The organism is Leptospira gomenensis, assembly GCF_004770155.1.
GTDB classification, from domain to species: Bacteria; Spirochaetota; Leptospiria; order Leptospirales; family Leptospiraceae; genus Leptospira; species Leptospira gomenensis.
Window position 1 is genome coordinate 146,681 of sequence record NZ_RQFA01000010.1, and the last position, 22,141, is coordinate 168,821.

At 44.5% G+C, this 22,141-nt stretch carries 15 protein-coding genes and 2 pseudogenes; 9 read left to right on the top strand and 8 right to left on the bottom strand.

The features are described 5' to 3' along the window. Window positions 1-27 precede the first annotated feature (27 nt). The gene (locus EHQ17_RS01905) at window positions 28-2,040 is read right to left on the bottom strand and encodes a protein meaA (RefSeq protein ID WP_135595154.1); all 2,013 of its coding nucleotides are present in this window, start codon (window positions 2,038-2,040) and stop codon (window positions 28-30) included. A 108-nt stretch (window positions 2,041-2,148) separates the two neighbouring features. Between EHQ17_RS01905 and EHQ17_RS01910 the strand changes: the two genes are divergently transcribed. Both EHQ17_RS01910 and EHQ17_RS01915 read left to right on the top strand, forming a co-directional pair. Beyond that, on the top strand, window positions 2,149-3,495 hold the full coding sequence (locus EHQ17_RS01910) for a hypothetical protein (protein WP_135595152.1): 1,347 nt from the start codon (window positions 2,149-2,151) through the stop codon (window positions 3,493-3,495). Window positions 3,496-3,569: 74 nt separating this feature from the next. Further along, window positions 3,570-4,214: a class I SAM-dependent methyltransferase gene (locus tag EHQ17_RS01915; RefSeq protein WP_135595192.1), complete on the top strand. Its 645-nt coding sequence runs from the start codon at window positions 3,570-3,572 to the stop codon at window positions 4,212-4,214. 133 nt (window positions 4,215-4,347) lie between these two features. Here the strand turns inward: EHQ17_RS01915 and EHQ17_RS20050 are convergent. Beyond that, window positions 4,348-4,540 (bottom strand): annotated as a pseudogene (locus EHQ17_RS20050) (transposase); the annotation flags it as partial. A 410-nt stretch (window positions 4,541-4,950) separates the two neighbouring features. On the opposite strand from EHQ17_RS20050, the gene EHQ17_RS01925 reads away from it, so the two are divergent. The 5 genes from EHQ17_RS01925 (at window position 4,951) to EHQ17_RS01950 (ending at window position 8,716) form a co-directional block, all read left to right on the top strand. Continuing rightward, window positions 4,951-5,832 (top strand): hypothetical protein, encoded by an 882-nt coding sequence (locus tag EHQ17_RS01925; RefSeq protein WP_135595150.1) that lies wholly within the window; start codon window positions 4,951-4,953, stop codon window positions 5,830-5,832. A 128-nt stretch (window positions 5,833-5,960) separates the two neighbouring features. Further along, the gene (locus EHQ17_RS19915; protein ID WP_210412870.1) at window positions 5,961-6,755 is read left to right on the top strand and encodes a hypothetical protein; all 795 of its coding nucleotides are present in this window, start codon (window positions 5,961-5,963) and stop codon (window positions 6,753-6,755) included. A 77-nt stretch (window positions 6,756-6,832) separates the two neighbouring features. Continuing rightward, entirely contained in the window at window positions 6,833-7,426 is a 594-nt protein-coding gene (locus EHQ17_RS20240; RefSeq protein ID WP_135595148.1) for a TFIIB-type zinc ribbon-containing protein, read from the top strand. A gap of 635 nt (window positions 7,427-8,061) precedes the next feature. Next, a complete protein-coding gene (locus tag EHQ17_RS01945; protein ID WP_135595146.1) occupies window positions 8,062-8,322 on the top strand; it encodes a ribbon-helix-helix protein, CopG family in 261 nt (86 codons plus the stop codon). Then, window positions 8,300-8,716 carry a type II toxin-antitoxin system VapC family toxin gene (locus EHQ17_RS01950; protein WP_135595144.1) on the top strand — a complete coding sequence of 139 codons (417 nt, stop codon included), beginning with the start codon at window positions 8,300-8,302 and terminating at the stop codon, window positions 8,714-8,716. Before EHQ17_RS01945 ends, EHQ17_RS01950 begins: the two co-directional genes overlap by 23 nt. A gap of 455 nt (window positions 8,717-9,171) precedes the next feature. On the opposite strand, the pseudogene EHQ17_RS01955 reads toward EHQ17_RS01950, so the two are convergent. From EHQ17_RS01955 to EHQ17_RS01980, 6 genes and pseudogenes are all read right to left on the bottom strand, one after another. Further along, window positions 9,172-9,798: pseudogene (locus tag EHQ17_RS01955) on the bottom strand (integrase core domain-containing protein); the annotation flags it as partial. Between the two features lie 116 nt (window positions 9,799-9,914). Further along, entirely contained in the window at window positions 9,915-10,424 is a 510-nt protein-coding gene (locus EHQ17_RS01960) for an SRPBCC domain-containing protein (protein ID WP_135595142.1), read from the bottom strand. A gap of 5 nt (window positions 10,425-10,429) precedes the next feature. Next, on the bottom strand, window positions 10,430-10,765 hold the full coding sequence (locus EHQ17_RS01965) for an ArsR/SmtB family transcription factor (RefSeq protein WP_135595140.1): 336 nt from the start codon (window positions 10,763-10,765) through the stop codon (window positions 10,430-10,432). 174 nt (window positions 10,766-10,939) lie between these two features. After that, a complete protein-coding gene (locus EHQ17_RS01970) occupies window positions 10,940-11,572 on the bottom strand; it encodes a tetratricopeptide repeat protein (protein WP_135595138.1) in 633 nt (210 codons plus the stop codon). A gap of 4 nt (window positions 11,573-11,576) precedes the next feature. After that, the gene (locus tag EHQ17_RS01975) at window positions 11,577-13,007 is read right to left on the bottom strand and encodes a Kelch repeat-containing protein (RefSeq protein ID WP_135595136.1); all 1,431 of its coding nucleotides are present in this window, start codon (window positions 13,005-13,007) and stop codon (window positions 11,577-11,579) included. Beyond that, window positions 13,004-13,873, bottom strand: a complete 870-nt coding sequence (locus tag EHQ17_RS01980; RefSeq protein ID WP_135595134.1) for an LA_3334 family protein — start codon at window positions 13,871-13,873, stop codon at window positions 13,004-13,006. Before EHQ17_RS01980 ends, EHQ17_RS01975 begins: the two co-directional genes overlap by 4 nt. Before the next feature lie 303 nt (window positions 13,874-14,176). Here EHQ17_RS01980 and EHQ17_RS01985 point away from each other — a divergent pair, with 303 nt between their 5' ends. Both EHQ17_RS01985 and EHQ17_RS01990 read left to right on the top strand, forming a co-directional pair. After that, window positions 14,177-21,424, top strand: coding sequence for an RHS repeat-associated core domain-containing protein (locus tag EHQ17_RS01985; RefSeq protein ID WP_135736123.1), 7,248 nt, complete (start codon window positions 14,177-14,179; stop codon window positions 21,422-21,424). Further along, on the top strand, window positions 21,425-22,066 hold the full coding sequence (locus tag EHQ17_RS01990; RefSeq protein ID WP_135590237.1) for a hypothetical protein: 642 nt from the start codon (window positions 21,425-21,427) through the stop codon (window positions 22,064-22,066). Window positions 22,067-22,141 lie beyond the last annotated feature (75 nt).

A 22,141-nucleotide genomic window follows, 5' to 3' on the forward strand; every position in this document is an offset into this window, starting at 1 on the left:
CGTGCCCGAAACGAAAACAAATCCGCGTTAGGCGGCTTTAACGGTTTTGGAAATGATGTCGATGATTCTTTCCATCACGTCCATCAGATCGTAATCCTTCGGCGTGAAGATCGCCTTCACTCCGAGTTTCGTCAAAGCGTCAAAGTCGCTTGGAGGAATGATTCCACCGAATACGACCGGGATATCGGCTTTGTAGTGTTTCAATTCCGAGAAGATTTGTTCCGCGAGTTCCAAATGAGAACCGGAAAGAATGGAAACTCCGATCACGTCCGCGTTTTCTTCCACCGCGGTTTGAACGATTTCTTCCGGTGTTAAACGAATTCCGGAATAGATCACGTCGAATCCCGCGTGTTTCGCGGACACGGCGATCATCTCCGCTCCGTTGGAATGTCCGTCTAACCCGGGTTTGCCGACCACGATCTTCGGTCTGGAGCCGCTCGCTTTTAGGAAGGCTTCTACCTTCCCGCGAACGCGAACGACTTTTTCGGTTTCCAGATTGAGTTTTTGTCCTTCGACTCCGGTCGCAGGTCTGTATTCTCCGAAAACGGATCGAAGAACGTCCGCCCATTCTCCCGTGGAGATTCCGGCTTTCGCACACTCGATGGATGCGTACATCAGATTCTTACCCGCTTTTGCGTCGGCTTCGAGAGTTTCCAGCGCCGCTTTGACGACGTTCGGATCGCGTTTCGATTTTACTTTCGCGAGAACTTCGAGGGTTTCTTCCGCGGACTTAGGATCCACTTTGAAAACGCCCCCGTCCTGATCGGTCATCAATGGAGAAGGGGTTCCCTCGGTCCATTTGTTCTTACCGACGATGATGAGTTCGTTATTGTTGATCTTTGCGAGACGTTCCGCTTGCGACTTGACAAGCTGGGATTTCATATAACCGTTCTCGATCGCTTTGATCGCTCCACCCATGTCGAGAATTTTCTGAATCTCTTTGTAAGCTTCTTCCTTGAGTTCTTTTACTTTGCTTTCGACTACTTTAGAACCTTCGAATAGATCCGGATACTCGAGAAGATCCGTTTCATACGCAAGAACCTGCTGCAATCGCAAAGACCACTGTTGATCCCAAGGTCTTGGAAGGGAAAGGGCTTCGTTCCAAGCGGGAAGCTGAAGCGCTCTGCAACGAGCGTCGCGGCTCATGGTGACGCCTAACGCTTCGATGAGAATTCTCCACGCGTTGTTTTCGGGCTGTTCTTCGGTAAGACCGAGCGAGTTCACCTGAACCCCGTAACGGAAACGGCGGTATTTTTCCTGTTTCACTCCGTAACGATCTCTCGTGATCTCGTCCCACATATCGGTGAAAGCCCGCATCTTGCACATCTCTTCCACGAAACGGATTCCCGCGTTTACGAAGAACGAAATTCTCCCCACACACTGCTCGAACTCGTCCGGCGTAAAACAGTTTCTTTCCTTGATCGCGTCGAGGATCGCCATTGCAGTTGCGAGCGCGAATGCGAGTTCCTGAACCGGAGTCGCTCCCGCTTCCTGCAAGTGATACGAACAGATGTTAGACGGGTTCCATTTCGGAATATTCTTCAGACAGTATTCGTACATATCCACGATGACTCGGATGGATTGAGCCGGAGGAAAGATGTAAGTTCCTCGGGCGAGATATTCTTTGATGATGTCGTTTTGTGTGGTTCCCTGGAGAAGTCCGATGTCCACGCCTCGTTCCTGGGCGAGGGCGACGTAAAGGGACAAAAGATACATCGAAGTCCCGTTGATCGTCATCGAAGTGTTCATTTCCTCGATGGGAATCTGGTGAAAAAGAATTCTAAAATCCTCCAAGGTGTTGATCGGAACTCCCACTTTCCCGATTTCGGGTCTTGCGATCGCGTGATCGGAGCTGTAACCGCACTGGGTCGCGAGGTCGAAGGCGATGGAAAGACCGGTTTGTCCCTTAGAAAGATTCTTTCTAAAAAGTTCGTTCGATTCCCTGGCATTCGTATGACCCGCGTAGGTTCGGAAGATCCAGGCTGGTTCTTTTGTCGGTTTTCCGGCTTTGTCGTAAAGGAGATGATCTTTATTTTCCATGAATTCTGTCCCGATTCGAGGTTCTCATTGTTACTTCAAAATGTGTTGGTAGAATTTCACCCAAATTTTTATCCTTGCTCTGATTTCCGCAAAAACCCGACGACTCTCATGGACTTAGAAAGAAACAACAAAGCCAATCCGATCCTCCTTTTTCTTTCCGCAATCGGTCTCGCGATCGTACTTTCCGCGCTTTATACTTGGTTCGGAGAACCGTTAAATCCGGAGGCGATGGAAATTCTCGCCAATCTTCGTTCTCTGACGGAGGAGGGAAAATTTTTCAACGACCAGGCTCCTTTGCCGTTTTTGATTCTGGACGTTTGGAAATCGATTACCGGGCTCAATTATACCACCGCCTTTTATTCCTTGTCCGCGTTCGTTTTTTCGATTTGTATCCATCTCATCGGATTCGGATTGCAGAGGGAAACGTGGAAGCCCAATCATTATCTACTCGCGTATTTCTCCGCGATCACTCCTCTTACGTTTTCGATGCCTTCGTTTTTTTATCCGGAATTGTTCTCCGCAGCGTTTTTGATCGTTTTGTTTTTGGCGTTTCGAATGGAGACGTTGGGGGACATATTCCTGTTGGTGTTCTGTGTTCTCGCGTCTTTGTTTTCACACTTTACGGTCTTTTTCACCGGAATGACGATTTTCGTCATCAAGGCGGGGACGGTGGGGATTCGAGAAAGAAAAAAAAACCAATCGGTGTTTTTTAAACGAAGAAATATTCCGCAGTTGGTTCTGCTCGTGTATCTGGGGATTTTTTTGACTTTGTTGATCGTTCTTGTCAACGTGGAATTTTACGGACCTAAATCCTTCGAAACGTTCTATAAAACCGTTTGGAAATATATTCTTAACTTCGGTCCTTTGTTTCTCATCCTCTATGCGGGGAATTTTCTTCTTAAGTCCGAAAAGGAACTGAATACGATCGCGGCCAGCGCGGTATTGTTCGTCGCCCTTCTTGTTTCCGCGTATTTTTCGGTGAAGCCGACGACGGGCATCAACGCGGCGAAGCTGAATTCCTTCGTCAAGGATCTGACACAACTGAAAGGCAGGGAAGTGATTCGCACCGACGAAACGATTTACGCTGCCCCCGCGGTTTCGTCTTACGTGTATTTTCATACGAAACAAAGATTACAAAGTTTTAGACCGAAGGATTGGAAGAATCGGGATTACCTTTTTTTGGAAGAAGTCTGGCTCGCGGACAAACGCGAGATGCTCAGGCGTTATAAGTTCCGGACGCCGCAATTTCTTTTTCTTTCCGGAGAGCAGATTTTAATCACCGGATTTTTGGCGAAGACGATCGCGGCCGAAAAAGAGAATACTCAGATCAAAATTCAAGTGGAAAAGGCCAACCTTCAGCTTACGGAAAAAAACGGAGAACAAGGATTGAATCGTCTTTTAACGAGTATTCTTTCCTCGGGAGCTTTGCGTCCCGTTCCGGAAACGAACCCTTGAATCCTCTTTGGAAACGAGGTTCGTCGGATTCTCGTCCGTTTAAGGCCGAGTCCGCCGAGGAAGAAGAGGGAACCATCCTCGGAGCCAACGGTCTTCCGTTTGAGACGGCGTATTGGAGGGATATCTACGGCTCCGGAACGGACGTAGACGCCACCTTCAACGCAAAAGAACACGCACGTTATGCGAAATCGATTTTGAATCTGATGGAAATCAACGTGAACTCCGTAGCGGACTTCGGTTTCGGTAAGGGAATTTTGCTGAAGGAAATGGTTAAGATTTTCAAACCGGGCCGCGTCTTAGCCATCGATCCTTCCGAACAAATGCTCGACGAACTTCTCGCACAAAAATGGATTCGGGCTTGGAATATGTCCGTGTTGAATACTACGGTTCAGGATCTGGATCTTTCCTATTTCGTCCATCTTCCTTTCGATCTCGGGATCTGCAATTCCGTGGTTCAATATATTCGGGGAGATCTGAAACCGGTCTTCGAGAAACTTCATAAAATCGTAAAATACTTATACTTTTCCGTTCCTACGAAGAACGATTATATCCGGATGAAAAAGGAAATCTTTTTCGAAGATCCGTATGCGTATGTGCGGACCAAACGACAATATCTCAAAATGATCGAGCCGTATTTCAGAAGGGTGGGGTTTAATCTTTTGGAAAGCCGGATGGTGGGCGATTCGAGATTTACGGACGAGTTGTTCAAAGACGAATAACGTGCCCGATCCATTCCCGCCCATCCCCACCGGGGTAGGGGAGCGAAAATTTTTAAGAGTTTCTTCCGATCGTTAGTCCCCAGTGAATCGAAACCTGAGTTGCGATCCGTTGAAAGCAACTCGCCGAGTTATGTGTATTCCTCAAGAAACTGAATTCATCCAAATACAACTGACTAAATTCAGGTCGAATATAACCGCAGAGAAAGCGGCTTTAACCAACCGATGATTTCCTTCAGCAACTTGATCGCGAATTCCGTCTTTACGTCAACGATTCTTCGCAAGCATGTATAACTGTCCTTGGATTTTGCGCTGTGATTTACACAACGAAGAGAGAACTTTTGTTTACTGCTCTGAAGAAGGTTCACGTTCTTTGAAGTACTGAAAGACTTACCGGATATCTCGGAAAAGGGCGGTCGGTGAGAAACGGCGCGAGGAGATCGTGCCTAAATTCGACCAAGTTGTATTAGTGCCTTTGGTTTCTACGGAAGAAGAAAAATTTGCGGATTTGGAGCAAGTTATTGATTCAAAGTGAGATTCGCTGTCGGTTCCGAGAAGGCTCTTTTGTATACACGGATGGAGGTAAATGTCAAGCAGAAATTTGCTAAAGAGCGGAGTGTATTCTACAGCCATGGTGAAATTTAAAGAAAAGTGTATTTGAAAAAATTCTTTGCCTGGAAATCGATGAATAAGGTATAAGTTTTGTTAGACGGCAACTGACAGAAATATTGGAGAAATAATGAAAAAACTCGCTCTGCTACTTATCTTATTGATATCGATTGATCTCTTTTCCGAAGACCTGATTTCGTTCTCGCGTTTTCGACAAGCCATTCCTTTAGAAAATTCCCCTGACTCAGATTTTAATACGGATGGGAGATTTCCTAAATTTGATGTGTTGGTTAGGGCAGTAGGTCCCGCAATCGAAATTCCTAATAATGAGAAATGGGTTATCGATTCCTATGGCAATTCACGAATCGAAAAATTCAAATTCAGCGATTACAAATACGAGATCCCACTTCGAAATCGTAAAGAAACGCAAAAAATTTGGATAACTCAATCTCAACTCTCGGAACTACAAAGTGAAATAAATACTAACGTTCAATTTCAAGTTTCCTTATTTTTTTACGGAGCCTTCAAAAATAAAAAGCGGGTATTTTTTCTTGGATCTCTAAAAAAATCGAATGCACCATTGGATCAAACTGCGTGTTTTTCCGATTCCTTAATGGGGATTAAACTCGGCTCAAATTATAAGGAGACTATTGATTTGATCGAGGATAAATACGGTCCCGCTTATGATACTATGAAGCATAGAAATCAAAATGCGAAAGTATATATAATAGATAAGGATACAAAAACGGTCCTTTACATTTATGACGGGGGAGAAGAGGATTCTGATCAAGTTTATTCTCTTCAATTAAGTAGTTACGGGAATTCCAATCAAGAACTTTTCAAGTCGGTCGCTTTTGGGGATGATATTCAAGTCGCTTCAAAGAAATTAGGCGTTAAGTTGAAAGAACGTAAGCAGTCATCAGAAACCGATTTGTTATATTCCGACATTTCGCAATGTTCATTTGAAACTAAGAACAAAAAGATATTCTCCGTTTTTATTACGGAAGAATAACGTCGAGCGTTCAAGGCATTCGTTGTGACTTTTCACTTGAGAAATCAACGAAAGTTGCCCCAAAATATTTTCGGGACAGGAAAGCGGGGAAGTCTATTTCGTTAATTCGGGAGGATTCAAACACGCTTATGAGAAAAATTATTTTCGTTACTCTATTTTTAATTTTAATAAAGTGTACTGGGGATTCGAAAAAGAAAGAAATCAATTCATCGATTCCATCCGCGAATGAATTGAGGAAGATATTAGAAAAACCGAAATATTGGGAAAATGATTATAGTTATATTAGTTTTAGCGATGGCAAGGCAGAACTTATTTTCTGGGGTGATCCACCTTTACGCGGCGATGCTACATTTACGATTAATAAAAACAGAATTAGTATGAATATTACTAATTTAAGCTATAAAGAATCTAAGTTCCCCGATAAACAATTTACTTGTGAATATTATTTTAGAGATCATGAGTATTTACCCGAGAAAACCATAGAATGTTGTTTTGAAAAAGAGAGCTGTAAAGAATCGATCGTTCATTTCGACATCGCTTCTCACAAACCTAAGGGACGTCTGATTAGCGTTCAGGGCTTTTCCCTGAAAACAGATGATTATGAAGAATATCAGATAACGAAAGATGCCTATTTTAGGTCAAAGCCAATCGTTGACAAAGGGAACGTAATTCGTTTCGACTCTTTGGTCAATGTCGATTGTATAAACCTGTTAGGTGTCAATCTTCCTTCGGAAGATTACGTTCGAATTCCTAAGAACTCGCCTATTTCGTTAATTGGTCATTTGACAGAGAAAGAAATAATTTCAAATCAAGAATCTTATTGGTACTATGTAAAATTATATCCCCCTTGTCCTGGGGGATATCCGACAAAGAGCGTAGAAGGTTGGATTTTCGGTTCGTTGATTGAAAAACGTCGGAAATAAATTCTTATACTATTGTAATGGTTTTCATTACGTCCAGGAGAGGGTTAGAAGTCTGGATCATTTGCTTAAACTGAAATATGGAACAAAGGCAGGAGAAAGGTAAATTGAATTGTCCTAGATGCGCGAATCAACTTGATAATTTAAAAACAGAATACGGATATTTTTGGATTTGCCAGAGCTGTTTCGGGCACTTTATAAGTGAAAAAAATATTATTAAATTCTACTCCGAGCCAATCTGGACGCAGATTAAAGCTACTTCGAAATCAAAGAAAAATAAAAGATTAATTTCCTGTCCATCCTGTAAATCGCAGATGAAGAATATCATTCTGCCCGATGCACAAAACGAAGTTGAAATAGATTTGTGTGATAGTTGCGAAATAATTTGGTTCGATAAGAACGAAATTGAGGATTTGAGATTAAAAGATTATGTGAATCAAAAAGCAAAAGATATGAAAGGGGAAGTCTTCAATTTAACCACACGTAAAAACGCTAACATTTCAGAAGAAGCTAAGATTCAGTATTTATTAGCAAATGTGAAATTAGATCACTATCACAAAAATCTGAAGAGAAAAAATATTATTTTAGACGCTTTAACAAAAAGGAACCATTATTATTTAGATACGTATCAGTTCGATTATATTTTATACGATTATAATTATGAGGATAACTAAATCTATCCTTATTCAAATAAGGTAATTTCGCTATCGATCTTTGTTATTCGTTCGGAACCCGTGCGAATTCGGTAATACAAAGGTGAGAAGATTTTTTAGTTCGATTTCACGGGTAAATAAGTATCATATCAAAAGGAATAGAATGTTTTACTTTATTAAGATTGCTTTTTTGGGTGCACTAATCAAAATTTTAATTCAAACTCGCAATCCTCGAATATGCGCGGCTATTTATGCAAGCATTTATTTTATCTTGAGCTTTCTCTTTATGGATGAATTTTCGTTTGCGATATTTATTGCAGTCGCAATTGTCTTTGGCCTTTCCTATGTATATTACTGGTTTCTGAATAAGTTTTACGATACTTCGATGATTTCCTTTTGGATAGTGCTTTTGACGGGAGCGCTCATTGGATTTATCTAAGGTTTTCCGGTAACGGTAATCACATTACACTTCTTCTGAAAGAAATTTACTGATTTTCAGAAACGTTTTCTTTAGTTTCGATTCCGCGAGTGCGCTCCAACGAAACGTCTCATATATCGGTACCGTTGACGCAAGGTCGCGAATTGGGCTGGGATAAAAATATTTAAATTAAAATAAGATTCTTGACTGTAATACCATATTGTGATACAGTAAAATTATGATTAGCTTGCGTTTACCGCCTGAATTAGAAAGAAAGCTGGATTCCTTTGCAAAATCTGAAGGTAAAAGTCGTTCGGAAATTGTTAAAGATTCTATTCTAGAATATATCAAAAATCACGGTAATATAAAGACTCCATTTGAATTAGGAGAAGATTTATTTGGGAAACACGCAGCCAATGTTTCGGATTTAGCACAAAATAGAAAAGAATATCTTCATCAATCAATTAAGGGTAAGAATGCAAAACGTAGCTCTAATTGACTCCGGTCCGATTGTTGCATTATTTAATTCTAACGATAAATTTCACAAATCGACTTACAAATTTATTAAGGCTTATAAAGGTTCTTTATTTTCAACTTGGCCAGTTGTGGCTGAAGTAATCTATTTACTTTCATTTTCGATTGATGCCCAGTCCGATTTTCTGGAATGGATTGAAAGAGGAAGCATACATGTCTTAGATATAAGTTTAGAAGATCTTCGATACATTAAAAATCGTATGAAGAAGTATTCAGACTTACCAATGGATTTAGCAGATGCATCATTAATGTGTATCGCCGAGAAGGAAGGGATCGAGCGAATTATTAGTATTGATTCTGATTTCTCAATTTATAAGACATTAAAAGGTAAGTTTTTACGAAATATATTAAAAATATAAATACGACCCAGCGCCTAACTGCGGCTTTTCGCTTCGTTCGCCACTCGCGGCTTCCACTCAGGCTCGCTTCGGGCTAAAGTCACATCGTTTCGCTCACGGAATTAAATCGTAATAGGGGAGTAATTCAGAGAATACGTTTCGCTTCCCTTCGGGATCGGCGACTTCGGAAAACCTGGATCGTTATTTGAAACGACGAGCCCAGCTTTTAGGAAGACCGCGCGGATAGTGTGCGGCAAAGAAATTTATTTCGTTCACTAAGATTATTATACTAAAATTCAGATTAACTAAAAATCGAAATAAAGGAGTTTAATTTGGGAAATTATAAAAATGAAATATTATCCAAAATTAAAAATATTGAAATAGAATTAGAAAAAATCCAATGATTGTTCTTGAAAGAATCAAAGATTATGAATGTACAATGACAGTATTCCCCTTACACTTCTGAAAGTAATTCCCTATTTTTTTAGAATATTTTTCTCGTCCTCTTTAAATTTGATTCCTTCAGTGAAAACTTGAAATGGAGTTCTTCCGTTCATGTTTCTTCCCTGATGAGCTCGTTCGTAATTGTATTCTTCAAAGAAGATCTCCAAATCGATCTGCATTTCTTCAATGGACTCGTAGAATTTAGTTCGCTCCGAGATTCTGAAATGTTCATCGAGTAAGGTTTGGTGGAGGCGCTCAACGTATCCGTTGTTTTGAGGTCCTCCAACCTTGGTAGTTCGATGTTCGATTTCTTCGAGCTGAAGAAATAATTCAAAGGGGTGCTGATCTTCTCTTCCGCAATACTCACGGCCGTTGTCGGTAAGAATTGTTCGAACTTTAACGTTATGTTCTTCCAAGGAGGGAAGAACATCGTTATCGAGAGTTTGGACTGCTGTGATTGGAACCTTTGTATTAAAAAATCTTCCCCAAGCGAATCGGCTGTGGCAATCGATATCGGTTTGCAAGTAGATTCTCCCAACTCCTTTTTATGAGCCGACCATGAAAGCGTCCATAGAGACCAATTCCCCGGTAGAATCGGCTTGTATGCGCCTTTCTCCGTATTCCGGATCGATTCTTTCGAAGAGCTTGACCTGCTCCTCACGGCTAACAAGCATTATGCGAAGGTTTCATTTTTGTCTCGGAATGGTAGTAAACGGAATGTAATCCTTCAAGAACTTGTCGTTCGATTTCCTTGTCGCTTTGTTCGAGAATTCTATTATCCGATCTCCAACAATAATTTATCAAGTTCCAAACAGAGCGGAATCCAACCTTCGGCCGCGCCGGACTCGAGTTCGCGTATTTCGGCCGAAGCATATTTGAACACGTGGGTCAATAGTGTTCCGTCGCCTTCCGTTGTAAAGGTCCGTGATTCGACGGTCGCATCCGGGTTTTCCGGGCCGTCCGGTTTGAACGACGACATATCCGTGGCATAATTCTCGTCGTTCGTCACTTTCTCAGGTACGATCACCTCTAGAAATTTTCCGTAAATCCCCATTCTATTGCCCTTTGTGTCTGCAAACACATACAGATATTTGCCGCCGACTTTAAGATCGTTCTCGCAAGTTTCCAGCTTCCACCCCTCGGGTCCGGTGAGCCATCTAAGTATCAATTCTGGTTTCGTGAAACAATCGAAAACCAATGTACGGGGCGCCGCGAAATACCGCGTGAGGACTACTTCGGTTTCGCCTCTCAGTTCTATCTTCACTTCTTTTTGATCTGCTTTCATCTTTTTCATTCTCCTTTCGTTTGTATCGTCTTCAATTCTTCGAGAAGCCCGTCGAGTGCTCGGTAACGCTTTTCACAGAGTAAACGGTATTTCTCAATCCAATCCGTTGCCTGTTTGAGCGGCGCGGTCTCAAGTTTGCGCGGTCGTGCTTGGGCGCGGACCGTCGTTGAAATTAGGCCGGCTTGTTCCAATACCCTGAGATGTCGCGAAACCGCGGGTTGACTCATTTTGAAAGGTTTGGCGAGCTCCATTACCGTCGTTTCGCCTTTTGCGAGACGCATCAGGATCGCGCGGCGGGTGGAATCGGCGAGCGCCGCAAAGGTGGCATCTAGATTTTGCATAGATATATACTTATATAAACATGCTGCTATATAACAAATATGTCAATTATTTTATTTTTTTTCGAAGTTTATCCGCACGGAATTTTCCGATTTAGAAAATCTCGGGCTTTCGATTTTCCGTTTTGTTCGGTTTTCGGTTCTGCTCGGTTTTTTGGGCGTTCATTGTTTGAAAGTCTACTTCTTTCGCCAAAGGAGGATCGTTAAAATCAGATTGAGGATCGATACGCCGGCAAGAAGCGAGAGGGCCGTACGATACATCCCTTCTTTTGAGGTTTCGGTTTGGCCTTCTCGGTCGTTTGTTTTCGTTCGTAAAAGAGCGGGTTTAACTTCTTTTTCGGTATCCGAAATCGTCGAATGGAACTCCGGATCCGGATATTGGGCTTGATTCGGATCGGGATTGGCCCTTCGGTCGATAGACGGTCGTTTTATTTTTTTCGGTTCGATTTCTTTGTCGATGTCGCCCAGTTCGGATTTTAGTTCCTGATTGAACGGCCATTTGTGATACGCCTTTCTAAAGTAGCGTTTCGCTCGTTCGAGGTTTCCTTTTTTCTTTTCTTCTCTCGCGATCCCGATCCAAGCCCTTGTGAGTAGGAATTCCGCTTTCGGATCAGAGGGTTCAACGTTCAAAAGGGATTCCGCAATTTTTTCCGCTTTCGCAAATCGACCGACGCTCAAGAATCTTTCTCCACGTTCGTAACCTTCCGCGGAGCCGGTCGTAGGCGGCTCTTCCGGATATACTTCCCCGTTGTTCACAACGAATAGTAGGATCGAAACGACGTTTATCAGTACGGGAAGTGCGGTCTTCATTCGTTTACCGATCGATCCGAACGACTTTGTGTGCGTAACGAGGAACGGGCATTTTTTGTGATTCCGGATTCCAAGCTCCTGCGATCGGATTTTGCAGATTGATCGAGTAGACGACGTCGCTCGGAACGTTGAGCGAGGACGCCCCGCCCATCACATAGAGTTTTCTTGTTTCATACGAAGCCTGTGCTCCGGGATAATAAAGCGACGCGGGTAAGACAGGTCCGCCGACAAACCCGGCTGTTCCGATTTGATAAAAATCGGTTCGATTGGAAGGAACGAGGAACGCCGCGGGCTGTGTCGTTGCGGTTCCCGTCGATCCTCCCAATACGGTAAACCATTCCGGATCCGTCGGATACGCATCCGTCGGTTTCGGTCGGATACATACTCCCGCGGCCCCGTGTCTTCCGGGATTGATCGCAGGTTCGCCCGCACTCGTCGTAGAGTTTACCGAAGGAACATACGCGTCGGACGTGGATTGTGGAGTTCCGTCCAAGTAAAATCTTCCTCCGGAAATCAGGATGGAACCTCCCAATCCGCAACCCGTCATGTCCACGCGCGCGAATACGGGAGTAGGGCTCGTATAGTTGTTCCAAACTCCCGACTCGGGCACCATTCCCACTACTGAATTTAGAACCGTCCCCGTGGTCATATCGGTCGTGGTCGTTCCCGAGACGATATAGATCGCGTCTTCTATGGAAGCTACGACTCCGCCTTGGTTGGCTACGGGCAGGCCCGCGAATTCGATCCATACATCGGCGTATGGATCGTATACTTCCACCTTGCGCGACGCAACCCAAGCGGCTCCTTGTCTTTCCAAACCTCCGATGATATAAATTTTTTCCTTGTGCGATACCACGTTCGCATAGGCTCTCGGTGTCGGTTGCGTCGTTACGGACGGATACCAAGTAGACGTCACCGGATCGTATAAATCGATTTGTGGTACCGGATGCGAATCGGTTCCGATTCCTCCGATTAGCCAAAGCCCCCGCGTCCGATTCGGAAAATCGCTTACCCACGTTTTAAATGCCAGAGGAATTCCCTCCAAGGATTCGATTTGATCCGTACAGAACACGGAGGCGACGTAGTCGGTGTCGGATTGCAAATTCCGTAAGGTCATCGTATGAATTTTAGAATCTTGTAAACTGAATGCCGCCGCTTCGATTCCCGCTTTTCCGTAGAGGACCGCTCCGGGTCGGGAGGAAGTACATTCCCAGGTAAGCGTCGCGGTTCCGGAGCTTAGTGCCGATACGTAGGCGAGTTTTATTTTGGCGGTTTCGGCGTCCCTTCCTTGCGTCAACGGGGATCCGTTGCAGTATGAAAATAATAATAATATAATATACAATATTATATTATATAAATTTAGATTCGTATTTTTTAGGACCGGGTCGGGTTTCGGCGATTCGATCGTCCGAGCCTTGAATTCGTCGTCGTTCATAATAATATCCCCCAGGAAATCCTGATTCCGCTTCTACATAAGGAGGTTTCGGTTTCGAACGTACACTGGGAACGAACTCCGGCCCTCATTCGAGTTCCTTCCGTTACGTTCCAGGACCAGCCGATTTCCCCCATGAATTCGGGATCCATTCCTCCGGTTTGATTCGTTTCCCCTTTCCAGCGAACGGATGTGATGCCTCCTCCTAGGAGGAAATACGGGGAATTTTTTCCCCATTGTTTTCCCAGATAGACGGTTTGATTCCATAGGTAGAGATTTCCGTTCGTTCCGGGTGATGCCGATCCTTCCGATACGATTCCGATAAACCAATATGAGGTATTCGTTATATTCTTTTCCAAGAACAATCCTCCTCCGTACGTCACGGGATGGGATCGACTCCAGATTCCCAGATTTGCGGCTCCGATTATACTTCCTCCTACGTATATTTGTCCGCTTCCGAACGGATCGATTCTATATTTCTCGGGTACTTCGGGATTTTGTTCTTCGATTTTGTCCGTTTCGAAAATTTGAAATTTGGTTTTGTCGAGTTCCAGGAATCCCAAGTCGGTTTTGACTACGATTCTTTTTCCTTTTTCGACCACGATGCCGCGTATCACGCTTCCGTCCGTTAGACGAAATTCCCGGTATTTGTAGGAAACGTCGGCCCCTCTTTTGGTCGGATCGATCCTTTGGATTTCCTCGTTGGGTATTTGATAGAGTTTCGATTTCCAACGGAATTTTACGGCGTCGGTTCCTTCTTCTACGTTTTCGGAGAAATAGGATTCTCCGTTTTTTAATAGTATTTCCGTTCCGAAAAGCGAAGGAGTCGTTACGACGAAGAGGTATAATATCGGAATTGTTTTTTTCACTGAGCTTGCGTTTCCTATCGGGCTTCTTTTCACCAATCGGTCGAGTGCCGGATTTGTAAACGAGAAACGCGTTTTTCGGATCCATGTAAGATCGTTCGATACTGTTTGTTTATAAAAAGAACAATGGGATTTCGTTTTGTTTCCTTTTCTTATACAATAAGATTATAATTTAAAATTTTTTTTATATATAGAATTCTAAATTTTTCTTTTCTATTTTCGTTGGTTTCTCTATATGTTCGTTCTCATTCCATTTTTTCGGGAAACGTCTCCGGCTTTTTTATCCGATTCGTTTCGGGGACAAACATGACGCGGCGTTCATTTCATTTTTTTTTGCTTTCGGGTTTCTGTTTCGTTTTTATTTCCTGGAATCCTTTGACTCCGATCAAAAACTTTTTGTTTCGTTCCCTTCCGCTTGTTGAATCTTCCATTCCTCAGACGCTTCCTAAGCCGAACGTGGATTCTTCGGGTAAGGTTTCGTTTTCGATTCCGATTTCCGTTCCTCCGGGCGCGGGTGATGTGGTTCCGAATCTTTCCTTGTCGTATCATTCGTCGCAAGGGAATTCGTTTTTGGGTAAGGGGTTTTCGCTCGGCGGTATTCCTTCGATTCGTTTGAATTCGGCTTTCGGTTTTTTGGGCAACACGGATCGGTTTGTGTCCGATTTGGGCGGAGAACTTTTACCTTTGTCCGGTGGGAATTTCGCTTTTAAGTCGGATTCTTCCCTGCGGGTTCGTAAGGTTGCGGACGGTTCTTGGACGATCGAGGATAAAAACGGGGTGCAGTTTCGTTTCGGAACGAGCAGCAATTCCAAGTTATTCGCTTCGGCTCCGGATGCGGCGGTCGTTACCACGTGGGGTTTGAGTCAGGTTCGAGACAGGTTCGGTAACGGGTACGACGTCGTTTACGATGCGACCGGTCTTTCTTTCGGTGTTCTTTTGCCTTCTTCGATTTCGTACGCGAGAGGGAATGCGCGCATCGCTTTTTCGTATTCGTCGCAATACGCCGGTTATATTTCTCTTTTTTTCCAATCCGCTTCCAAATCGACGTTCAACCGTTTTTTGTCGGGAATCGACGTGTTCGCTTTGGACGCGGACGGTTCGGAGGTTTTAACGGATGAATATTCGTTTTCTTTTGTGCGTGATAACGGTTCGTTTTTGCTCAGTCGTTTGGATCGGGATCATTACGATCCGATCTCCTTCGATTACACGGCGAATTCGAACGGCGTTTTGGCCTCCGCTTCTATGATTCGTTCCGCTACGGACGTGTTCGCTCTGACGTTTCGCTCGATTCAGGAAGGTTTGCAAGGAGCGTATGACGCGGGTGTTCTGGCTTGCGCCTGCACCGCCGATGCGGGTTGTATGGCGACGGTCGGTCCGTCGGCGATCGCTTTGTGTAATTCTTCTATCGAGAACGTTTGGGACACCCACGTGAACGGTGTGGAAACTTCCTTTGCGGGTGCGTTGGATTTAAACGGTGACGGCATCGTCGAATACGTTCGTATTTTGGGTTCGAAAGACGATCAAAGATTTTACGTCACGAATTTAAAAAACGCGGCGAATGCTTCTTCTTCTTCGATTCCTTCTTCTTCGGTCGCGGTCGGTCCGGTTTTGAATCTTACCACTCAAGGTAGAATTTTTCCGGGCGACTTTAACGGGGACGGAGCCGCCGATTTTTTGTATTTCGAAAAACCGGGTAATCCTCTGCGCGTTTTGTGGGGCCCGAATTTGAATTCCACGTTTGTGAACGGCGTTAACGGTGTCGTTTCGAATAACGCGGATCGCAGAGGCAGACATTTTGTCGCGGACATGAACGGGGACGGTAGAAGCGATTTCATCCAGGCCGATGCTGCTTTGGGTTTGGACGTTTACTTGTCCACGGGTTCCAATTTCGTTTATTCGCAAAAACTTTTATTCAGCGATTTCGGTTTGGAGTTTCAGTTGTTTGCCGATTTGGATCGGAACGGTGTTCCCGATTTTATCCGCATCGACGGGCTGCCCGGTTCGAGACGTTTGATCGTTACGTTTTTGAAAGTCAATCCTTCCACGCAGTTGGTTTCGGAATCGGGTGAAGACGTTTACGTTTACGAACATTCCGGCGTTTTGATCGGCAATAGTTTCGGTTCGAGCGGGAATCAGTTTTTGAGCGATTTGAACGGTGACGGTTACTTGGATTTTTCGACGATCAGTAATTCCGGTACTCCGTTCACCGGTTCGTATTTTCATTCATTCTTTTTCAACGGTAAAAATTTTGTCGCGGGGAATTCGAACGTTTCGATCGGAGACGTCGTTCCTCAGGAAGAAGCCGCGTTTCCGTTTCTTCCCGGTTCCTACGGTTATGCGGATTACGATATCAATCAAGACGGTCGTATGGATCGTGTTTCCCGTTTTAACGAAGTGGGTTATCTCGTGGAACTGAAAGAAGCGGACGGTAGTTTTTCCGCTCCTATTTCGGTTTATCCCGATTTCGATACTTTGATCGATTTGAACGAAGACGGAGTCGCCGACAAAATCAGGGTTGGTACGTTTTTATTTATCGTTCAGATTCAGGTCCGTTTCGGTCCGGATGATTCGTTGATTTGGACGGATATGGATAACAATCGTATGACCATTCCTCCACCTTGGCCTTGGGAAGTGACGGCTCTTTCGGAAAAGGCGTATCGCAATTGGAAGAATAAAAAGGATTTTGTGGATTTGAACGGTGACGGTAGGCCGGACTTTGTTTATTTTCAAGACAACTCGGTCCGCGTTCTTTTTTCCAAGTTGGATGCGAACGGTAGGCCTTTCTTTTCTTCGAGTCCGGATCGTGTTTGGCCTTCCAACGGTTTTTTACAAGCGGCTGATTTGAACGGCGACGGTAGACCCGAATTGATCGGCGTTCATTCTTCTCCGCAGAGTTATTCCGGTTCGGTTCCTAGTCCGGTTCCGGGTGTTTTTTCCAAACTGATCCGTCAGGTTCCGTATGCGAGCGCTTCGACCTTGGAAATTTTACGTTTTGACGAAAGTATTCCCCAAGGTTTGGTGGCCGCCATTCATCAAGGTTCTAGTTCGAGTCGTTTTCAATCGATCCGTTTCGAGTATGAATCCAAACTTTCGAATTTAAATTCGCAACCGGCCGCTCAAAGGATCAAATCGTCGGCGGTTTCCCCGGCGGTCGCGAACGTGTTTCCGTTTTTGGCTCCGGACTTTGTAGTTAAATCGATCGGGGTTTCCGGTTTTGCCGCCGGGGTGGAGTTTCCTCTTTCCAATACTTCGTATTCGTTTTCCACTCCTAGATATGTCCGAGGCGGTTACAAAAAATCGGCGATGCTCGGTTTTGAATCGATGAGAGCTTACGATTCGATGACGGATACTACGACGGTGCAAGAGTTCGGTTCCGCCGATCCGGATTTGGCGGGTTCCGCGACTTCGACGCTTGTGAGTAAGTCGGGAGTTCCGATTCATCTTACGACTCAAAATTTTTTGAAATCCACTTTGGCTTCTGGTTCGGTTTGGGTGAGACTGGGTTCGAGCGTGGAAACTTTTTATCGTTCCGGTTCCGCGTTTCAATCGGTTTCCTCTATTTTTTCGTATGACGCGAATCGGAATCCTACGGGCAAGTCAACTTCGATCGGTGGTTCCACGGTTGTCGATTGGACTTCGTTTCAAGAGGACGATCCGTTTCTTTTTAAACCGAAAACGGTTTTGAGAACTAGGGACGGGGTCGTTACTTCGAGAAAGGAATTCGATTTTAACGGGGATTCGGTTTCTAAGGTCCGGGAAAAGTTGGACGCTACCTCGGGCGTTTTTTCGGAGTCGGAGTTTCTTTTGTATGACTCGTTCGGTAATCCTACGATGGTGAAGGATATTCAAGGGAATGTGACTACGATCGAATACGATCCGGTCGTGCACAAGTTTCCGATTCGATCCGTGAATTCCTTGGGTCACGTGACCGAAAAAAAATTCGACCTGGCCCGCGGGTTGGAGATTGAAAGTAAGGATGTCAACGGTAATATTACGTTTACTAAATATGATTCGTTCGGTAGGGTAATTGCGGTGAGACTTCCCGGCGCGGATGATTGGAACAAGACGATCGAATATTTTAACACGGGTAGTTTGGTCGATGCGAGGGTGAAGACGTTTTTCGATGCGGATGATAATTCGTCCTCCTGGTCGGAGGAAATTTTGAACTTGAAGGACGGTTTGACTACGAAAAGGGGTTCGCTTTCGGGCGGTGTCGTTTTGTCCGAATCGACTTACAAGGATAAGGCGGGCAAGGTTTTACGGAAGATCGCCCCGCATATCGAGGGTGGGGAAGTTTTAGAAGAAACCACTTTTACCTACGACGATAATCAGGATTTAATTTTAGAATCTTCGAATACGGGGATCGAGTCGAGTTACGTTTACGGTGCGAATTCGACGACAAAGGTCACGAAGTCGGGTTCGACGACGATCGCGACGCTTGTGGAGCTTAAAAATTCACTCGGCCAGACGATTTCTAAAACGATGAACGGTAAAACGACACAATACGAATACGACGATTACGGGAACGTTTCGAAGGTGATCGATTTTGAAAACGGGACGACCCATATCAGTTCCAATTTGGCCGGCAAACAGACCGGCGTTTCGAATCCGAATACGGGCACGATCGCCTATTCTTATGACGCTTCCGGTAGGTTGGTTCGGGAATCGTATGCGAACGGTTCGAGGGTGGATTTTGTCTACGACGTTTTGGGCAGGATGACTACCAAAACCGCTACGAAATCGGACGGTAGTTTTCATATTCAATCTTTTGAATATGACGGATCCGTTTATCCGAACGGTAAGGGCCGGCTTACTAAGGTGACGGACGAGCTGGGAACCACCGAGTTCGGTTACGACGAGAGGGGAAATCAGACGATCCTCAAAAAAACTTTGATCCAGGACGAGGGTTTGGTTTTGATCGTGGAGAAAAAATTCAACCTTTTGAACAAGTTGACGGAGATCACGTATCCGGAAGGGACGAAGGTTCATAATCATTATTCGGAAAGCGGCTATTTGGCGGGAGTTTCTTTGACTCCGAACGACGGAAGCAGCAGCGACCACGGGCTTGTTCAATACCGAGGGCCGATCGTGGAAGGTGGACGGGTGAAGGTTCTCCGAGAACTTGGGAACGGAGTTTGGACGGATATTTATATAGACAAGATTTCGAAACGTCCTCTTCAGACAGTCACGAAAAAGACGGATCAAGTATATGAGAATATTACGTATTTGTATGATTTGAAGGGTAATATTTCGAACCTTACGGACGAACTGACTTCCGCTCGGTCGCAAAGTTTTACATACGACGATTTGAATCGACTTGTGACCGCGACGGGTAAGTACGGAACGGAAACGTATGTTTACAGCGATTCTGGTAGATTGATTCAGAAAGGAGACAAAACGTTTACGTACGGAGACAGCGGCCATCGCAATGCAGTAACCCACGTGTCCAGCCCGGGTTATGTAGGAGACTATGCGTATGACGCCTCTGGTAATATGATTTCACGAAACGGAAGCGTGCTTGTGTATGATGGATTTCAGAAGTTGAAACAGATGGTAACAACGGAGCAGGGCACGATCGACTACGGCTATGATTTTACGGGGACACGTATCAAGAAGACGAAGAGCGTGGATGGCTCGAAAGTGATTACACTTGGTGGATTGTATGAGATATCGTATCAACCTGGGTTTCCGGTTCAACATACCCTTTCCTTTTATGGAGCAGGGGGAGAGAGATTGGGTCAGTGGTCGAGCACGACTGCTGTATTGCGGAGTGAAGTAAGTAACACAGGATCGATTTGGAGAATCCGGGATTGGAACTCTAAGAATTTCCAAAACTGGAAGACATCGTTGTATGGTGCAAGCAACGGAATGTATTACAAAACGATTCACAAGGCGTTGGAGATCCGAACGTATCTTCGCTCGGAACCGATGTCGATATTGTATTTAGTTTCCATTTTACTTTTATTAGGAATTTGTTTAGCGTTTTTACAAAAAGGAACGTTGACAAAAGCGATTCAAACACAACTGTTCACACCGTTGACTTTAACCGCGATGCTTACGTTAGTAACGAATTGCAATGGCTTTTTACCGAATGAAGACGGAGAGGCACCTTGGGCGATGGCGCCACTTCTGATTCCCCCGGGGACACCGAGTGTGATCGGAACACCGGCAAGTCCGGGAAGCGGAGTGCCGACACCCGGAACACCGATCACGGGATTTCTCTTTTTCATCAATGATCATCTTGGATCTGTAACGATGGCGTTAGACGGACAGGGGAATCGGATTGGCGGAGGAGAGTGGGGCGGCGTGTCAAGAGTTGCTTACAAACCGTATGGAGAAATCAACCGCTCCGACTCGGGAGGACCGGATGTATTTCGATACAAATACACGGGCCAAGAGGAAGACAGAGAGACTGGCCTTTACTACTACAAATCAAGATACTATGATCCGATGATTGGAAGGTTTACACAAGCGGATTCGATCTTCGATGCGAGTAGACCGAACTCGCAAGACTTGTATATGTATGTGGAAGGGAATCCGATCAACCATACGGATCCGAGTGGTCACAGCGTGAGTTGGGGAGCGATTGCGGCGATGGCTTTACCGATGTTTACGTTACCTGCGATTGCCGCCGCAGCTGTAATCGGAGCGGTTGTTGCGACTGCTGCGATTTTGGCGTTCACTGCTGCGCTTGGTGCTGTTTCGATGATCGCGGCTGTGGCTGCGGCGGGAGTGATTGGTGTTGGGATTGCGGTTCTTGGTCTTTCGAGTTATATCGGTACGACGTTGGCTGCGAGTTCTTTGTTCGTGATTCCTGCTGCTGTTGCGACCGTGGGTTTTGCTGCTTCGGTTGCTTTGATGACTGTGAGTAGTGCGGGAGTGACGTTGTTGGCTGCGGGCACTGTTGCGTTAGGTGCTGCTACGTTTGCTCTGATGCAGGTTGGAGCTGTTGGTATGGGGGCGCTATTATTAAGTACGTTAGTCGCTTCTGCTGCTTTATTTCCAATCCTTGGAGCGGCGATCTTTGTACTTGGGATCGCGAGTTTTGTCAGCATTCAGGTATTCGCGAGTTTGGGTTATATAGCTGCAACAACGTTAGGCTCGGTACTTTCTCCGTATGCTCTGCAAGGTTACATCGCTGGAGGTTTATCTAAATCAAGTTTCAATAACATTCACTGGAATGAAAAGAGTGCAAGAATTGGAGCTTGTTATGGAACAGGGATATCGTTTGTTGGATTACAAATTGGTGCTGTTACAAATGGAGCTTTGGGATTTGCAAGAATGTATGGATTATTAGAAGAGGGTTCCTTATTAGTAGATGCTTGGGGGAAATTAAATGCTTCTTTGTTTACTGCTAATGGCACTTCAGTTATAAATTTAATTAGTTATGAATTAACTTTATTGTCGATACTAAGGGGTGATTTTCAAGGAGCAGGAATTGATATGGTCGGATATGCGGCGGAATCACTAGGATCACCATTGCCGGTAGGACTGATAATTAAGGCAGGGCTATTTGGTGCTAATCAAGCGAAACAGTATTGCGGAGCATTATAGATGAGATTATATTTGATAGCAGCTTTTATCTTAATCGTTTTTTTAATGATCTCTTGTGCTGGCTATGTTTATGAACCTTTTCGTCCGCTTGCTGTGACAACAAGTCAAAACACATATGTTAGATTTAAATTTGAAAATAAAAGAAACGATTCCGAAAAAGCAATTCTTCAAGATAAAGATCGGATTGCGAAATTCTTTACTTATAGCTTCCGAGTAAGTATTTGGGATCACCAAGAACTTTTTACTAAAGTAAAAGATTTTCGAACAATTAATCCTTATTTCGAGTATTGGCAGCGATACTATAATCAGACGCGGATGCTACGATATGGAATACATTCTCTTTCTTTCGTAGAAAACTGTGAATATAAAATGCCGATTCCAGTAGGAATCAATAAATATAAATTCGATTTTAGTGCTAACGACCCTCGAAGATTAGCTAAAATTGTAAAGACATTGAATGTTCCTCCTAATCATTCAATAAGGATTATATTTGATATAGATGGACCACCTCAAGTAGGTGATGAAGTAGAATCGGATGAGGGCACTTATTTTAAATCGCATCAAATCCCCATCAGTTTAGAAATAATACCGAACCCGGAGCCAGACATAGACAAACCGTGCGAAATCCCGGAGCCAAAGTAAAACCCCACCGCGTAAGGGATCGATGCGTGGTCAAGTTATTGCACCCAAGATGAAAGTGGCGACTAACGTTGAAAT

Excerpts from the sequence above, each read along its gene's own strand:
- EHQ17_RS01905 (WP_135595154.1), bottom strand. The coding sequence starts at position 2,040 with ATGGAAAATAAAGATCATCTCCTTTACGACAAAGCCGGAAAACCGACA.
- EHQ17_RS01910 (WP_135595152.1), top strand. The coding sequence starts at position 2,149 with ATGGACTTAGAAAGAAACAACAAAGCCAATCCGATCCTCCTTTTTCTT.
- EHQ17_RS01925 (WP_135595150.1), top strand. The coding sequence starts at position 4,951 with ATGAAAAAACTCGCTCTGCTACTTATCTTATTGATATCGATTGATCTC.
- EHQ17_RS19915 (WP_210412870.1), top strand. The coding sequence starts at position 5,961 with ATGAGAAAAATTATTTTCGTTACTCTATTTTTAATTTTAATAAAGTGT.
- EHQ17_RS20240 (WP_135595148.1), top strand. The coding sequence starts at position 6,833 with ATGGAACAAAGGCAGGAGAAAGGTAAATTGAATTGTCCTAGATGCGCG.
- EHQ17_RS01945 (WP_135595146.1), top strand. The coding sequence starts at position 8,062 with ATGATTAGCTTGCGTTTACCGCCTGAATTAGAAAGAAAGCTGGATTCC.
- EHQ17_RS01950 (WP_135595144.1), top strand. The coding sequence starts at position 8,300 with ATGCAAAACGTAGCTCTAATTGACTCCGGTCCGATTGTTGCATTATTT.
- EHQ17_RS01960 (WP_135595142.1), bottom strand. The coding sequence starts at position 10,424 with ATGAAAGCAGATCAAAAAGAAGTGAAGATAGAACTGAGAGGCGAAACC.
- EHQ17_RS01965 (WP_135595140.1), bottom strand. The coding sequence starts at position 10,765 with ATGCAAAATCTAGATGCCACCTTTGCGGCGCTCGCCGATTCCACCCGC.
- EHQ17_RS01970 (WP_135595138.1), bottom strand. The coding sequence starts at position 11,572 with ATGAAGACCGCACTTCCCGTACTGATAAACGTCGTTTCGATCCTACTA.
- EHQ17_RS01975 (WP_135595136.1), bottom strand. The coding sequence starts at position 13,007 with ATGAACGACGACGAATTCAAGGCTCGGACGATCGAATCGCCGAAACCC.
- EHQ17_RS01985 (WP_135736123.1), top strand. The coding sequence starts at position 14,177 with ATGACGCGGCGTTCATTTCATTTTTTTTTGCTTTCGGGTTTCTGTTTC.
- EHQ17_RS01990 (WP_135590237.1), top strand. The coding sequence starts at position 21,425 with ATGAGATTATATTTGATAGCAGCTTTTATCTTAATCGTTTTTTTAATG.